15 protein-coding genes are annotated in these 13,978 nt (G+C 68.1%); 4 read left to right on the forward strand and 11 right to left on the reverse strand.

The features are described 5' to 3' along the window. Window positions 1–6: 6 nt before the first annotated feature. Complete coding sequence (locus ACETK8_RS07635) at window positions 7–1,623, reverse strand: EAL domain-containing protein (protein WP_374038910.1); 1,617 nt, start codon at window positions 1,621–1,623, stop codon at window positions 7–9. Between the two features lie 163 nt (window positions 1,624–1,786). Between ACETK8_RS07635 and ACETK8_RS07640 the strand changes: the two genes are divergently transcribed. Next, on the forward strand, window positions 1,787–2,497 hold the full coding sequence (locus ACETK8_RS07640; RefSeq protein ID WP_374038911.1) for an AAA family ATPase: 711 nt from the start codon (window positions 1,787–1,789) through the stop codon (window positions 2,495–2,497). Here the strand turns inward: ACETK8_RS07640 and ACETK8_RS07645 are convergent. From ACETK8_RS07645 to ACETK8_RS07655, 3 genes are read right to left on the reverse strand one after another with little or no spacing between them, the layout of a single operon-like run. Continuing rightward, on the reverse strand, window positions 2,494–2,934 hold the full coding sequence (locus ACETK8_RS07645) for a flagellar basal-body protein FlbY (protein ID WP_374038912.1): 441 nt from the start codon (window positions 2,932–2,934) through the stop codon (window positions 2,494–2,496). The two genes, ACETK8_RS07640 and ACETK8_RS07645, sit on opposite strands and share 4 nt — an antisense overlap. Then, the gene (locus tag ACETK8_RS07650; RefSeq protein WP_374038913.1) at window positions 2,931–3,266 is read right to left on the reverse strand and encodes a rod-binding protein; all 336 of its coding nucleotides are present in this window, start codon (window positions 3,264–3,266) and stop codon (window positions 2,931–2,933) included. Before ACETK8_RS07650 ends, ACETK8_RS07645 begins: the two co-directional genes overlap by 4 nt. Next, entirely contained in the window at window positions 3,266–4,420 is a 1,155-nt protein-coding gene (locus ACETK8_RS07655; RefSeq protein WP_374038914.1) for a flagellar basal body P-ring protein FlgI, read from the reverse strand. The genes ACETK8_RS07650 and ACETK8_RS07655 overlap by 1 nt, the downstream gene beginning before the upstream one ends. Before the next feature lie 135 nt (window positions 4,421–4,555). Between ACETK8_RS07655 and ACETK8_RS07660 the strand changes: the two genes are divergently transcribed. Together ACETK8_RS07660 and dksA are read left to right on the forward strand one after the other, a co-directional pair. Further along, window positions 4,556–4,984, forward strand: a complete 429-nt coding sequence (locus tag ACETK8_RS07660; protein WP_374038915.1) for a flagellar assembly protein FliX — start codon at window positions 4,556–4,558, stop codon at window positions 4,982–4,984. Window positions 4,985–5,166: 182 nt separating this feature from the next. Further along, window positions 5,167–5,601: an RNA polymerase-binding protein DksA gene (gene dksA, locus ACETK8_RS07665; protein ID WP_271083598.1), complete on the forward strand. Its 435-nt coding sequence runs from the start codon at window positions 5,167–5,169 to the stop codon at window positions 5,599–5,601. 3 nt (window positions 5,602–5,604) lie between these two features. Here dksA and ACETK8_RS07670 read toward each other — a convergent pair whose 3' ends face one another. The 7 genes from ACETK8_RS07670 to rpsF form a co-directional block, all read right to left on the reverse strand. Further along, window positions 5,605–6,087 carry a group III truncated hemoglobin gene (locus tag ACETK8_RS07670; protein WP_374038916.1) on the reverse strand — a complete coding sequence of 161 codons (483 nt, stop codon included), beginning with the start codon at window positions 6,085–6,087 and terminating at the stop codon, window positions 5,605–5,607. Further along, complete coding sequence (locus ACETK8_RS07675; RefSeq protein WP_374038917.1) at window positions 6,084–7,580, reverse strand: replicative DNA helicase; 1,497 nt, start codon at window positions 7,578–7,580, stop codon at window positions 6,084–6,086. Before ACETK8_RS07675 ends, ACETK8_RS07670 begins: the two co-directional genes overlap by 4 nt. A 117-nt stretch (window positions 7,581–7,697) precedes the next feature. Next, window positions 7,698–8,075, reverse strand: coding sequence for a hypothetical protein (locus ACETK8_RS07680; protein ID WP_374038918.1), 378 nt, complete (start codon window positions 8,073–8,075; stop codon window positions 7,698–7,700). Window positions 8,076–8,198: 123 nt separating this feature from the next. Next, window positions 8,199–10,664 (reverse strand): TonB-dependent receptor plug domain-containing protein, encoded by a 2,466-nt coding sequence (locus tag ACETK8_RS07685; protein ID WP_374038919.1) that lies wholly within the window; start codon window positions 10,662–10,664, stop codon window positions 8,199–8,201. 313 nt (window positions 10,665–10,977) lie between these two features. Beyond that, complete coding sequence (gene rplI, locus ACETK8_RS07690; protein WP_374038920.1) at window positions 10,978–11,562, reverse strand: 50S ribosomal protein L9; 585 nt, start codon at window positions 11,560–11,562, stop codon at window positions 10,978–10,980. A gap of 1 nt (window position 11,563) precedes the next feature. Next, window positions 11,564–11,845, reverse strand: coding sequence for a 30S ribosomal protein S18 (gene rpsR / locus ACETK8_RS07695; RefSeq protein WP_374038921.1), 282 nt, complete (start codon window positions 11,843–11,845; stop codon window positions 11,564–11,566). Window positions 11,846–11,859: 14 nt separating this feature from the next. Then, window positions 11,860–12,243 carry a 30S ribosomal protein S6 gene (gene rpsF / locus ACETK8_RS07700; RefSeq protein ID WP_374038922.1) on the reverse strand — a complete coding sequence of 128 codons (384 nt, stop codon included), beginning with the start codon at window positions 12,241–12,243 and terminating at the stop codon, window positions 11,860–11,862. Window positions 12,244–12,540: 297 nt separating this feature from the next. Between rpsF and ACETK8_RS07705 the strand changes: the two genes are divergently transcribed. Continuing rightward, a complete protein-coding gene (locus tag ACETK8_RS07705) occupies window positions 12,541–13,971 on the forward strand; it encodes a fibronectin type III domain-containing protein (protein ID WP_374038923.1) in 1,431 nt (476 codons plus the stop codon). Window positions 13,972–13,978 lie beyond the last annotated feature (7 nt).

Raw genomic sequence — 13,978 nt, forward strand, 5'->3', positions numbered from 1 at the left:
GTTCCGTCAGCCCCAGCTGGCGACGGCGCCCATGCGGCGGGCCACCGGCTCGTTGGCGGCCAGATGGGTGCGCGGCTCGGCTTCGGCCTTGCCGAACAGCCAGCCCTGGCCGAGGTCGACGCCGATGTCCTTCAGGATGTCGGCGCAGCCTTGCGTCTCGATCATCTCGGCGATGGTCTCGACCTCGAGCGAGCGGCACAGTTCGACCAGATGGCCGATCAGGGTGCGGGCCTTGGGATCGGTCTCCAGCCCCTGGACGAAGGTCCCGTCGATCTTGACCGTGTCCACCGACAGGCGACGCAGATAGTCGTAGCTGGCCGCGCCCGCGCCGAAGTCGTCGATACAGACCTTGATGCCCACGGCGCGCAGGGCGCCCAGACGCCGGTTGGCGGCCTCGACGTCGGACAGGGCGGCGGATTCCGTGACCTCGACGATCAGGCGGCGGCGTTCGTCGGCGCGGCTGGCGGTCATCCGCAGCAGGGACTGGACGTAGCGGTCGTCGGCCAGGGACGCGCCCGAGACGTTGATGGCGAACTTCAGAAGGCCCGCGCCCTGCTGACGCAGACGGCTGAGGGCCTTTTCGGCCACGGCGATGTCGAAGCCCTCGATCAGGGCCATCTCCTCGGCCATGCGGATGGCGTTGGCCGGGCTGGCCGATCCCTTGAAGCGGGCCAGGGCCTCGAAATGGTGGACCGCGCCGGTCTTCAGATCGACGATCGGCTGATAGTGCAGGTCGAAACGGCGGTCGCGGACCATGGCCTGGAAGGCGTGGGCGTCGTTCAGGGTGCGCGACAGGGCGGCGGAGAAGTTCACCTCGGGTTGGCCCGCGCCGCCGTCCTTCAGGCAGCCCTCGACCGCGACGCGCAGGGCCCGCAGGGCGCTGAGAGAGCCGCTGCCGGCGGTGACCTCGGCCTCGGTCGCGGAGGCCTGCAGGTCGAAGCCTTCGCTGCGACCGATCTCCTGCACCTCGCCGGCCAGGTCGACCTCGTTGGCGGTGTCGCGGATCAGGGCGAACCGTTCCGGTCCCAGCTTGCCGGCCGTGGCGCCGTCCACCGAGGCGGCCTGCAGTGCGGCCTCGACGCGGGCGTTCAGCCGTTCGCCGGCCTCGCCCATCGACTGGGCGGCGGCCAGGCCCTCGACGTCGACGAAGGCCACGGCCAGGTCGCGGGCCTCAGCGGGCGGGGCCATGACCTGACGCGCGCGCTCCAGGAAGGCCTCGGGTGCCAGCGCGGGCGCGGCCTCGGGATCATGCAGGGCATAGGCCGCGCCCTCCCAGGTCACCGAACAGGAGACGTTCGGCGCCAGCTCGGGCAGGAGGAAGAAGCGGGCCGTCGCACGACGCAGCCGTCCTTCGCCCGCATTGAACAGCAGTTCGACCGGAGCCGAGCGGGCGCCCGGCTTCAGGCTTTTCAGGACGTCGTTCAGAGCCTCGACGCTGGCCGGGGCCACGCGGTTCCACAGGGCGATGCCGCGGAAACTCTCGGCGGACAGCGCGGTCGTCGGGCCCGCGCCCATGCCGAACACTGTCGCGCCTTTGGCGTCCAGTTCGAGCAGCAGGTCGGAGGACGCGAAGGCGAAACCGAGGAGGCGCTTGCGGATCATGCGGCCAGACTGCGCGCGCACCTCTTAACCTTCGCCGCAGGATCATCCTTAACGAGCGGAAAACACTCGCAGGATCGGGTGCGACGCCTGATTCGTTGACGGCGCGAGCCCTTCTATGGTGAACAGCCGGTAACGACGTTCCCGGAACGTCGGGCGAGACCATCCAGAAGACAGGCGGGGGCCTATGAAGACGATCGCGGTGTTGTCGCGCAAGGGCGGCGCGGGCAAGTCGACGCTCGCCGTCCACATGGCCACCGCGGCGGCGGCGGCGGGCAAGCGCGTCATGCTGGTGGACATGGATCCGCAGCGGTCGTCACTGGACTGGGCCCGGAGCCGCGAGGCCGAATGGCCCGTCGTGCTGGAGGGCCGCGCCGGCGCCCTGTTCACCACCCACCGCGCGGCGGAGCGCGAGGGCATCGATCTGTTCATCGTGGACAGCCGGTCCTCGGCCGATGCGGAGGCGTCGGAGGCCGCGCGTCTGTCCGATCTCTGCCTGATCGTGGTGCGTCCGAACTTCTTCGACCTGCAGGCCGTGGGCCGGACGGTGCAGATGGTCGAGAACATGCGTCGCCCCGGCCTGTTCGTGCTGAACCAGGCGCCGGTGCGCCGGAACGGCGTTGAGCCATGTGCGATCCGCGACGCCCTGCTGCATCTGGCCGATCACCCGTTCGACATGGCCGAGGTGGGCCTGCGCCAGCGCGCCGCCTATCAGACCGCGATGTGGAAGGGGTTGGGCGCGCAGGAGGATCAGCCGGACAGCCAGGCGGCTTTCGAGATCAACAGCCTGTGGGCGTCGCTGGCCGAACGGCTGTGGCCGGTGGCGGGACGCCAGACCTATCGCCCGCGCATCGTCGTCGATACGGACGGGCCGCTGGAGCTGGCGCTGGCCGGTTAGGCGGTGCGGTTGAGCGTCACGGCCCGGCTGTCGCCGCCATAGGCCTGGCCCGTCGAACCATAGCCCGTGCCCATGGCCCGCGCGCCGGCGACTTCCTGGGCGATGGTGCGGACCAGACCCTCGGAGATCGTGCGGGCGGCCTCGACGGTGCGGCCGTGGATGGCCAGGACGGCCTCGAAGGCCTCGGTCGCCTTGACCAGGGCCATGCGTTCACTGGCGGGCGCGGCCATCAGGATCGCCCGGTTGGCCTTCAGATGTCCGGATTCCTTGCGGTACTGGTTGGCCAGTTCCTGGGTCTCGGCCAGGCCCGCGGCGACATCAGCGGCGCGGCGGGTGGCGAAGGCGTCGGTCTCCATCTCCAGCCGCGCGGTCAGCCGGTCGGTCAGGGCCGTCAGCTTCCTGAGATAGGCGGTGGCGGTGGTGGCGTCGGGGTTCATGCCGTGGCTCCCGGTTGGGTCTGCGACTGTTCGGTCTGCATCCGGATCATCTCGGAAACGACCGTATCGGCCAGACCGATCCCTCCGGCGCGCACGGTCTGCTTGGCCATGGCGTCGATCATGAAGCTGCGCCAGGTGCCTTCGGCCTCGCCGCCGCCGAACGGACCGTCGGTCGAAATGCCCTCGAACATCGGTTTGAGCATCTGCGACAGGAAGGAGGCCTCGAACTGCTCGGCCGTCGCGCGCATGCGGGCGGTCTCGGCCTCCGACCGGGCGGTGGGCGCAGCGACGTTCGGGGTCAGCAGGGACGGGGAGACGGCGAGATCGCTCATCACAGCACCTCGATATCGGCCTGCAGCGCGCCCGCCGCCTTGATGGCCTGAAGGATGGAGATCATGTCGCGCGGCGAGACGCCCAGCGCGTTCAGACCGTTGACCAGGGTCGACAGCGAGGTCGCGCCGTTCACCAGCCGGATCTCGCGACCCAGCTCCTCCTCGACCGTGACGGAGGAGTCCGGCACGACGGCGGTCTGGCCCTGGCTGAAGGGGGCGGGCTGGCTGACCTGCGGGCTTTCCTGGACCGAGATGGTCAGGTTGCCTTGCGCGATGGCGACGGTGGAGATGCGGACGTTCTCGCCCATGACGATGACGCCGTTGACCTCGTCGATGATGACGCGGGCCGGGGTGTCGACCGCGACCGGCATGTTCTCGACCCGGCTGATGAAGGCCGCCATGCCCAGCTGGGCCGGGGCGCGCAGGGTGATGACGCTGCCGTTCTCGGCCAGGGCCGAGGCGGGGTAGGTGGCGTTGATGGCGGCGGCGACGCGCTGGGCCGTCGTGAAGTCGGGGTTCCTCAGGTTCAGGCGAACTTCCGGCATGGAATCCAGATGGAAGGCGGTCTCGGTCTCGACCGTGGCGCCCGAGGCGATGCGGCCGGCGGTCGGCACGCCGCGCGTCACCGACGATCCCGAGCCGCCCGAGCCGGACACGGCGCCGGTCTGGATGGAGCCTTGGGCCACCGCATAGACGCTGCCGTCGGCGCCTTGCAGGCTGGTGACCAGAAGCGTGCCGCCCAAGAGGCTCTTGGAATCGCACATGCTGGAGACCGAGACGTCGACCCGCGAGCCAGGCGTGGCGAAGGGCGGCAGTTCGGCGGTCACCATGACGGCGGCCAGGTTCTTGGAGTTGGCGTTGGTGCCGCGGATGTTCACGCCCAGACGCTCGGTCATCCCCTCCAGCGACCGGCGGGTGAAGGGGCAGTTGCGAAGGCTGTCGCCCGTGCCGTTCAGGCCGACCACCAGGCCGTAGCCGACCAGCTGGTTGGTGCGGACGCCCTCGATCGACGCGATGTCCTTGATGCGCGACTGGGCGCTGGCCTGTCCGGCGAACAGGGCGCCGACGGCGAAGGGAACGAGAAGGGCGGTGAGAAACTTTTGCACAGGGCCGTCTTTCCGCGAAGGGTCGGCTGCACGCGTTGCGAGGATCATGCCGGACGGAATTGCCAACGAATTCAGAGGGCGCGATGCACGACCCGTCGTGCAGCCCGGCAAATCCTGCCTCGCCGTTAACCAAACAGTGACGGTCGCCATCGAAAGGTGGCCCATGGCTCGGAGTCTGCTTCCATGAAGGTCAACGGCCCGTCCGGGACGACCCCCGCAAGCGGCAGCCAGCGCCCCACGCGCTCGGCCGGCGGCTTCGCCATGCCCCAGACCTCGGGCGCAGCACCGGCGGCCGCCGCGACGGCCACGGCCTCCACCTCATCGGTCGCGGACGTTTCGGCCCTGATGGCGCTTCAGGGTGTGGAGACCGCCACGGAACGCCGCCGTCGCGCTATTCGCCGGGGCGGGACGCTTCTGGACCGTCTGGAAGAGCTGAAACTGGCCATGCTGTCGGGCGAGGCGGGTGAAAACGCCCTGGAACGGCTGGGCCGGACCCTGCGCGAAGAGCGCCCCCAGGACGAGGATGCGGGCCTGACGGGATTGCTCGAACAAATCGATCTGCGGGCCGCCGTGGAGCTGGCCAAGGCCGAAGTTCGCCGCAGCGCAGCATAAATGCGCGTAAAACCAGCCCAATTCCCACGTTCCGGGAACAGGGTGAGGGCGAAATGTCACGGTGGCGGTGGCAAGAAAGCTTAACCGCGATCACGGACGCGAGAACCATGTTGCCGCGACTCTTCGCCGTGCCTATACGCCGGGATGCGCCATGGGGGGCGTTGTTCTAGAGTGTGAGTGCGATGACCGCATTGGCCTCGATCGTGTCTGACGAACCGGTCGCCTACCGACCTTCCGACGATGAGCCGTTCATGAATGAACGTCAGCTCGCCTATTTCAAACACAAGCTGATGGCCTGGAAGGACGAGATCCTTCGCGAGTCCAAGGGCACCGTCGTCAACCTGAAGGCCGAGACGGAGAACCATCCGGATCTGGTCGACCGGGCGTCGTCAGAGTCGGACCGGGCGCTGGAGCTCCGCACCCGCGACCGCCAGAGGAAGCTGATCTCCAAGATCGAGGACGCCCTGCGCCGGATCGAGGACGGTTCCTACGGCTACTGCGAGGACACCGGCGAACCCATCGGCCTGGGCCGTCTGGAAGCCCGTCCGACCGCGACCCTGTCGGTGGAAGCCCAGGAACGCCACGAGCGCCGCGAGCGCGTTCACCGGGACGACTAGATCTCAGTCGCCTGGGCTCCAAGTCTGGGTTCTGCGGACATAGCGTTCACCGGACGCCAGCAGCACATTGTTGGCGTTCGCCACCCCGAGCTCCAGGCTCTGGGCGATCCGTTCGGCTCGCTCGATGAAATGATCGGCCGCGACCGGCGGACAGAGTTCGCGCGCGGTCTCTCGAAACAGCTCCAGCCAGCGATCGAAATGCCGCGCGTCGATGGGCAGGGGCAGGTGTTTCGGCATGGGCCGGCCCTGATAGACGCCGGTCGACAGGGCGACCGACGACCAGAACAACTTCATCTGCGCCAAGTGCGGCGCCCAGTCGTCGATGCGGACGGCGAAGACCGGCCCGATCAGGCCATCGTCGCGAACCCGGGCGTAGAAGCCCTCGACCAGGGCGTCGATCATCGTCTCGTCGATGCCGGTGGCGTGTCGAAGGGCGTCGGTGGCCGCCTCGCGGCGAGCGCGACGCTCGTCCTCGTCGGTCGTCACTCCGGAATGTCGGCGAAGGCCCCGCCGTAGCCGCTGTGGGCCAGGTTGCCGAAGCGGGTCGTGTCGGCGTCGAAGGCCAGTTTCACGATCCCGATAGGGCCGTGGCGCTGCTTGCCGATGACGACCTCGGCCTGACCCTGCAGGCGGTCCATGTCCTCCTGCCACTTCAGGTGCTCTTCCGAGCCCTCGCGCGGCTCGGCGCGGCCCAGGTAGTAGCTTTCGCGGTAGACGAACATCACGCAGTCGGCGTCCTGCTCGATCGAGCCGGATTCCCGCAGGTCGGACAGTTGCGGCCGCTTGTCCTCGCGCTGTTCGACCTGACGCGACAGCTGCGACAGGGCGATGATCGGGACGTTCAGCTCTTTCGCCAGGGCCTTCAGGCCGCCGGTGATCTCCGACACCTCCTGCACCCGGTTCTTCTGGCCGCCGCCGTCGCCGACGGTGACGAGCTGAAGGTAGTCCACGATGATCAGGTCCAGCCCCTGTTCCATCCGCTTCAGACGGCGCGCGCGGGCCGCCAGCTTGGAGATGGAGATGCCGCCGGTGGCGTCGATGTAGAGGGGGCTCTCGCCGATCTCGACGGCCGCGTCGCGGATCTTGCCGAAGTCGCTTGCGTCGATCTCGCCCTTGCGGAGCTTGTCGGACGACACGCCCGACGCATCGGCCAGGATACGCATGGCCAGCTGTTCGGCGCTCATTTCCAGCGAGTAGAAGGCCACGACCCCGCCGGACACGGTCTTGCGTCCATCCGGCGTCGGCTCCCAGCGATAGCTGCGCGCCACGTTGAAGGCGATGTTGGTCGCCAGTGCGGTCTTGCCCATCGACGGACGGCCCGCGAGGATCAGAAGGTCGGACGGGTGCATGCCGCCGAGCTTGGAATCCAGGTCGTCCAGATGGGTCGCCAGACCCGCCAGCTTGCCTTCGCGCTGATAGGCCTCTCCGGCCATTTCCACGGCGCCGGCCAGGGCGGTCGAGAAGCTGACGAAGCCGGAGGAGGGCGCCCCCGTCTCGGCCAGCGAATAGAGGGTCAGTTCGGCCTGTTCGATCTGCTCCAGCGCCTGGCGCTCGGGATCGGGGGCCTCCTTGATGATGTCGCCGCCGATGCGGATCAGGTCGCGACGCAGGGCCAGGTCGTAGACCACCCGCGCATAGTCCGGCGCATTGGCCCCCGGAGGGGCGCGGTCCATCAGGTCGGCCAGATAGCGCAGGCCGCCGAACTCGGCGAAGGCCGGGTCCTGCTTGAACCGCTCCATCAGGATGGTCGGTTCGGCCAGCAGGCCCTGACGGATGTGATCCTCGATGGCGTCATAGAGCCGCTGGTGGAAGGGCTCGTAGAAATGCGATCCGCGCAGCCGGTCGCTCAACCGCTCGAAGATGGCGTTGTCGAACATCAGGGCGCCCAGCAGCGCCTGCTCCGCCTCCAGGTTGTGGGGCAGCGACGGGATGGCGACGTTGCCGAACGGTTCGGCGGGGAAGGGAGCAAAGGCGTTCATCGGGTTAACGCTTACCCGTATGAGGCCTCTACGACATGCCCGGACGCACCCGTTTACGGGGACGGAATCGGGCCGTCTGTGGACTGCTGGAAAATCCCTAGACGGATCAGTTCGGGCTCAGGACGCGGGGCAGGGATAGCGGTCGGCCATCCATTCGCGGATGCCGTCGGTCGGCGTCATCCGGGCGCGGCGTGCCTGGGGGATGGCGTTGAGGAAGGCCAGCAGCTGGCGCGGGCTGACCTCTATCCGTTCGGGCGGACAGGCCGCCGGTTGACGCCCCGCGGCGCGGGCCGCGCGGTTCTCGCTGTTGACGGTCGAGAAGGCCCGGTTGGCCACCCCGACCAGCCGGCGCGCATCGGGGCGGATCGCCGCCAGCGGATTCAGCGGAATGCCGTTCGCCTGGGTGACGAAGGCGTCCAGCGTCATGGTCGTCTGGGCGGCGACGGGCGTCGTGCAGACGAGGACGCAGGCGAGCGCGAGGACGATGGCTTTCATGTCGGACCCCTCCGGTTGAAAGGCCAAGCTCAACCTCCGCTCGTGGCGGAAGCGTGACCGTAAAAAGGAAACGGCGCGGAGATCGCTCTCCGCGCCGTCGCGTCGTTCACATGTGAACAGGTCTTAGAAGCTGTAGCTCAGGCGGCCGAACAGGAAGCGACCGTTGAAGCCGTAGGGCGAGAAGCTGGGGAAGCCCACCGAGCCCGTGCCGCCGTTGATCGTGGCGGGGGTGAAGTTCGGATACTCGTCCGTCAGGTTGTTGACGCCGACGGCGGCCGTAACGCCGAACGGGAAGGTGTAGCGGCCTTCCAGATCGATCAGGGTCGCATCGCCGACCTGGTAGTCCAGGGTCGAGGTGTTGTTCGCCACCAGAACGTCGCCGTAGTAGGTCGCGCGCGCCGTGGCCGAGAAGTCGCCCAGGCTCCAGTCGACGCTGCCGACGAACTTACGCTTCGGCGTGCCGTCCGAGAACGACAGCTGGTTGGCGCGGTCGAACAGATAGCCGGGCGAGGTCGGGACAGCGACCGTCGACGGGATTTCCGGCAGGCCCACGATCTCGGTCGCGTTGAAGTTCGCGGCGCCCGTGAAGGTGAACTGGCCGAAGTCCTGCTCGGTGCGGTAGCGGGTGACGATGTCGACGCCGTTGGTGGTGGTGTCCACGCCGTTCAGGAAGAAGCGGGCGCCGGTCACGCCGAACGGAGCCAGCAGCGCCAGGGTGGCGTTGGTGGTCGCCGCCGACTGGCTGGGACGCGTCAGGCCGAGGGTCTCGGAGTAGATGATCCGGTCCTCGATATCGATGCGGTAGGCGTCGACCGTCAGCTCGAACCCGCCGTTGCGCAGGATGAAGCCGCCCGAGAAGTTGGTCGAACGTTCCGGCTCCAGCGGGCGCGAACCCAGGGCGATGGCGACCGGGTCGTTGACCCGGAACGAACCGGCGTTGACCAGCGAGGTCACCGGCACGCCGCCGACGACGGTCGTGACCAGGTTAGTGGCGACATAGCTGAAGAACTGCTGCTGCAGGGCCGGAGCCTTGAAGCCGGTCGAGATCGCGCCGCGCACGGCGAAATGCTCGCTGGTGTCCCAGCGCGCCGACAGTTTGCCGGTCAGGGTGTCGCCGAAGTCGGAGTAGTCCTCATACCGGGCGGCGGCGCCGATGGTGATGTTCTCCGAGAACTTGCCTTCCAGATCGATGTAGGCGCTGACGTTCGAGCGGTCTTCATCGACGACGTTGGAGGGCTGGAAGCCCGGGAAACCCTGGGCGCCGGCGCCGGCGTTCAGCGGCCCCTTGTTGTAGGAGGTCGGCTCACCCGCACTGACCTCGAAGGTCTCGCGACGGTACTCGACGCCGAAGGCGAGGTTCAGCGGCTCGTACAGATTGGCGTCGATCTGCTTCACACCGTCCACCGAGACGGTCAGTTGATCGTAGCCCAGGCCGCCGGAATCGAACGAGGTCTGGGATGCCGCCCCATACGAGGCGTTCAGGGAGTTGAAGGTCTTGTACTCCAGCTCGTTCCGACCCCAACCGACCGAGAAATCCCAGTCGATGCCGCCGGCTTCACCCTTCAGGCCGCCGAACAGGTTGTAGTCGTCGATCGCGGCGCCGATCATCGGCAGGAAGCCGTTCGGGTAGATGGAGACCACGTTGTTGGCGTTGTTGAAGGCGCGCGCCGTGGCAGCCGATTCCGAGTCGCGGTGCTGGTAACCGCCGAAGGCATAGCCTTCCCAGCCATTGGCCAGCGGCTTGCCGGCGTTGAACCAGGCCGACTGGCTGGTGGTCTTCGGATCGCCGTAGCGGCCGATGACGGTGGTCGAGGAACCGTTCGAGACGCTGCCCGGCGCGGCGTAGTCGGAGCGGTTGGTCGGCTCGCGCTCCTGGATCTCGCCCGACAGGGTCAGGAAGCCGTCGCCGAACAGGGGCAGGCCGATCCAGCCCGACAGCGACGTCTGTTCGCCGTCGCGGCGCTCGTGCTTGCCGCGCGCGGTATCGTATTCGGTGTCGTAGGTGCCGTAGACGGCGGTCAGGCCGCCGCCCGAGGAGGCCTGTCGCAGACGCAGGTTGATCACGCCGGCGATGGCGTCGGCGCCGTACTGGGCCGAGGCGCCGTCACGCAGCACTTCGACGTTGCCGAGCGTGATGGCCGGAATGGTGTTCAGGTCGAAGGCGGTCGAACCGCGACCGAGAGCGCCGTTCACGTTGACCAGGGCGCCGACGTGGCCGCGCTGGCCGTTGATCAGGACCAGGGTCTGGTCGGGCGCCAGGCCGCGAAGGGTCGCCGGGCGGACGTGGTCCGAACCATCGGAGATGGCCGGGCGCGGGAAGTTGATGGCGGGGGCGGTGGCGGCGAGCGCAGCGGCCAGCTCGGTGCCGGCGCCCTGACGGGTCAGGACCTCGCCGGAAATCACGTCGACGGGCGCGACCGAATCCAGCCGGGTGCGGCCCACGGTGCGGGTGCCGGTGACGACGACTTCTTCGATCTGGGTGGTGTCATCCTGCGGCGCGGACTGGGCCTGGGCCGCCAGCGGGCAGGCCAGAAGGGTCGCGGCGGATGCGAAGCCGAGAAGAACGGAACGTGAGATTCTGACGTGCATGACGAGCCTGAGATAAGGCCGACGCAAGGACGCGCCGGCGCGCGAGAGAGATCAAAGTCCGGCGTAGACCGCCGCGTGGTTACCGACCGACCTCTCCACGCAAGATTATTGCGTGAACCGGCGCGGGCGCTCCCTGTCATGCAGGCTGGTGGTGCGAAGAAGGGTGGTCAAGCGCACGTTAATGCAAGCGTGACGGCTCGTTGCAATTTTGACATAGTTTCTGCGACTGGTTCGCGACACAAAGAAAAAGGGCGCAGCCCGGAGGCTGCGCCCTTTAGCGTGTCTGTAGATCGGGCGAACCGATCTAAAAGACTTAGGCCTCGGAGCCGAGACCGTCCTGTTGACCGGCGCCGCCCTCGACCATGTCGCGGGCTTGTTCGGCGGCGGCTTCACGATCTTCGTCGTAGGCCGTCTTGATGACGTCCTCGCCCTTCGCCTGACGCTCGGCTTCTTCGGCCGAACGGGCGATGTTGATCTTGACCGTGGCCGAGACCTCGGCGTGCAGACGCACGACGACTTCGTGGACGCCCAGGCTCTTGATCGCCGTGTTCAGGGCGATCTGCGAGCGCTCGACCTTGCCGCCTTCAGCCTGGACGGCTTCGGCGATGTCGCGGCCGGCGACCGATCCGTACAGCTGACCGGTTTCGCCGGCCTGGCGGATCATGACGTAGGACTGACCGTCGATCTTGTCGGCGATCTTCTGAGCCTCGGCCTTGTTCTTGTCGTTGCGGGCCTCGATGGCCGCGCGGTCGAGTTCGAACTTCTCGAGGTTCTTGGAGGTGGCCCGCAGCGCCTTTTCGCGCGGCAGGAGGAAGTTGCGAGCGAAGCCGTCCTTGACAGTGACGACGTCGCCGATGGCGCCGAGGTTCTCGACGCGTTCCAGCAGAACGACCTTCATCTTACTTCACCACGTAGGGCAGGAGGGCCAGATAGCGAGCGCGCTTGATGGCCTTGGCCAGTTCGCGTTGCTTGATCTGGGACACGGCGGTGATGCGCGAGGGCACGATCTTGCCGCGTTCGGAAATGTAGCGCTGCAGCAGCTTGACGTCCTTGTAGTCGATCTTCGGCGCGCCTTCGCCCGAGAACGGGCAGACCTTGCGGCGACGATAGAAGGGACGGCGGCCGGCCGAGCCGGAGCCGGCGGGGGTGCCGGGGATGTTGGCGGAGGTGGTGTCAGTCATGTGTCCAGTCTCCCTTACGCGGCCACGTCGGCGTCTTCGCGCGGACCGCGTTCGCGGTCGCGCTCACGCTCGCGCTCACGGCGGGCCAGCAGCGGCGACAGCTCCAGGTCCAGCTCTTCGACGCGGACGGTCAGCCAGCGCAGGACGTCTTCGTTGATGCCGAGCTGACGCTCGACTTCGGCCATGGCGGCCGGCGGGCAATCGATGGCCAGCAGGGAGTAGTGCGCCTTGCGGTTCTTCTTGACCCGATAGGTCAGGTTGCGCAGGCCCCAGTACTCGATCTTGGCGACGGAACCGCCGCCGGCCACGATCAGGTCCTTGATGGTGTCGTTGAGGGCTTCGGCCTGTTGCGCGGAGATATCCTGACGCGACATGACCGTGTGCTCGTAAAGAGCCATAGGTAAGTCTCCCTTGTAGGGCGTCGGCGCGGGGGACCGGGTAAGTCCTGACCACGATGGTTCCCGAGGCGGCGGCCGGGATGATTTCCCGAACCCTTTGGAACTCCGCTCCGGGACCGAAGCCCTGGAAAGCGGGCGCGTATAGGGGAAAAGGGCCGCCGGGGCAAGCGATCGGTGTTCCGGACCCGGCCGCCCCTGTCGGGCTGCGACCATTTGCATGGACGTCATCGGTTCGGGCCCGGATGAACCGTCGCATTTCCCTTCTATCAGCGCCGCCGAACGGAAGGACGCCCCGCGATGAACCGAACGATTCTGGCCCTGACCGCCGCCATGGCGCTCTACGCCGGCCCCGGCGTCGCCCAGGTCGTCGCCCCGCCGGACCCCGATCCCGCGCCGCCGCCCGCCCATGCGCCGAACGGCCGCTATGAGGCGCGCGGCTGGGCCGACCGGATCGTGCTGAGCCCCGGCGCCGACGCGGCCCGCGCGGCCGGCGTCGCCTGGCGCACCAACACGGCCCAGGCAGAGGCCGTGGCCGAGATCGCGGTGGAGATCGACGGTCCTCTGCTGGGCTACACGGCCCGGACGGTGCGGGGGACGACCTCGCCCATCGCCAACGAGAACGGCGAGGCCCTGTATCATCAGGTCCGGTTCGAGGGGCTGACACCCGACACCCGCTACGTCTACCGCGTCCGCGCCGCCGACGGCTGGAGCGAATGGCTGCCGTTCCGCACGGCGGCCGAGGGCTTCCGGCCGTTCCGCTTCGTCTATCTGGGCGATACCCAGAACGACATTCTGGAGATCGGGTCGCGGGTCATCCGTTCGGCGCTGAAGGAGGCGGGCCCCGCCGCCCTGGTCGTCCACGCCGGCGACCTGGTCGCCCAGCGCGAGGTCAAGGTTCACGACGACGAATGGGGTGAATGGACCGAGGCCGGCGGCCGCGCCTTCGCCATGACGCCGCAGATCCCGGCCACGGGGAACCACGAATACGTCGACCGTATCCTGCCGGGCGGCGAGGAATCGCGCGAGCTGGGCCCGCACTGGACCCGCCAGTTCGCCCTGCCGACCAACGGCGCCGAAGGGGTCGAGAGCACCAGCTATTTCGTCGATTATCAGGGCGTGCGCTTCATCGTGCTGGACGGCACGGCGGCGCTGGATCTGGACGGGCTGGAGAGCCAGACGCGCTGGCTGGACCGGACGCTGGAGACCAGCCCCGCCCGCTGGAACGTCGCCCTGTTCCACCAGCCGATCTACACCTGCGCCCGGCCGGAAGACACCGAAGAGTTGAAGGCGGCGTGGAAGCCGATCTTCGACGCCCGCCGCATCGATCTGGTGCTGCAGGGGCACGACCACTGCTACGGCCGGGTGTCCGATCCGGCCGGCGCCGAGGCCTCGCGCGCCAACAGCGATGCGGGCCGCCCCCAGGGGCCGGTCTATGTAGTCTCGGTCACGGGCTCCAAGATGTACGGCCTGAACGACCGCGCCGACACCCAGCCCGTCCGCGCCGCCGAGAACACCGAACTGTACCAGCTGGTGGACGTGGCCGAGGACCGGATCGCCTTCCGCGCCTTCACCGCGACGGGCCGCCTGTATGACGCCTTCGACCTGGTGCGGGGCGAGGACGGGCTGAACCGGCTGGTCGAGAGCACCGAAAGCCTTCTGGCCGGGCGTCGCTGCGACGGCGAGGCGGGACCGGACAACCGGCCCTGCACGGCCGAGATCAAGGACTGACACCCAA

The organism is Brevundimonas staleyi (genome assembly GCF_041893865.1).
Lineage (GTDB): Bacteria > Pseudomonadota > Alphaproteobacteria > Caulobacterales > Caulobacteraceae > Brevundimonas > Brevundimonas staleyi.

Bases quoted from the DNA above. Each gene is read 5' to 3' on its own strand.
- ACETK8_RS07640 (WP_374038911.1), top strand. From the start codon at position 1,787: ATGAAGACGATCGCGGTGTTGTCGCGCAAGGGCGGCGCGGGCAAGTCG.
- ACETK8_RS07645 (WP_374038912.1), bottom strand. From the start codon at position 2,934: ATGAACCCCGACGCCACCACCGCCACCGCCTATCTCAGGAAGCTGACG.
- ACETK8_RS07650 (WP_374038913.1), bottom strand. From the start codon at position 3,266: ATGAGCGATCTCGCCGTCTCCCCGTCCCTGCTGACCCCGAACGTCGCT.
- ACETK8_RS07655 (WP_374038914.1), bottom strand. From the start codon at position 4,420: ATGATCCTCGCAACGCGTGCAGCCGACCCTTCGCGGAAAGACGGCCCT.
- ACETK8_RS07660 (WP_374038915.1), top strand. From the start codon at position 4,556: ATGAAGGTCAACGGCCCGTCCGGGACGACCCCCGCAAGCGGCAGCCAG.
- dksA (WP_271083598.1), top strand. From the start codon at position 5,167: ATGACCGCATTGGCCTCGATCGTGTCTGACGAACCGGTCGCCTACCGA.
- ACETK8_RS07675 (WP_374038917.1), bottom strand. From the start codon at position 7,580: ATGAACGCCTTTGCTCCCTTCCCCGCCGAACCGTTCGGCAACGTCGCC.
- ACETK8_RS07680 (WP_374038918.1), bottom strand. From the start codon at position 8,075: ATGAAAGCCATCGTCCTCGCGCTCGCCTGCGTCCTCGTCTGCACGACG.
- ACETK8_RS07685 (WP_374038919.1), bottom strand. From the start codon at position 10,664: ATGCACGTCAGAATCTCACGTTCCGTTCTTCTCGGCTTCGCATCCGCC.
- rplI (WP_374038920.1), bottom strand. From the start codon at position 11,562: ATGAAGGTCGTTCTGCTGGAACGCGTCGAGAACCTCGGCGCCATCGGC.
- rpsR (WP_374038921.1), bottom strand. From the start codon at position 11,845: ATGACTGACACCACCTCCGCCAACATCCCCGGCACCCCCGCCGGCTCC.
- rpsF (WP_374038922.1), bottom strand. From the start codon at position 12,243: ATGGCTCTTTACGAGCACACGGTCATGTCGCGTCAGGATATCTCCGCG.
- ACETK8_RS07705 (WP_374038923.1), top strand. From the start codon at position 12,541: ATGAACCGAACGATTCTGGCCCTGACCGCCGCCATGGCGCTCTACGCC.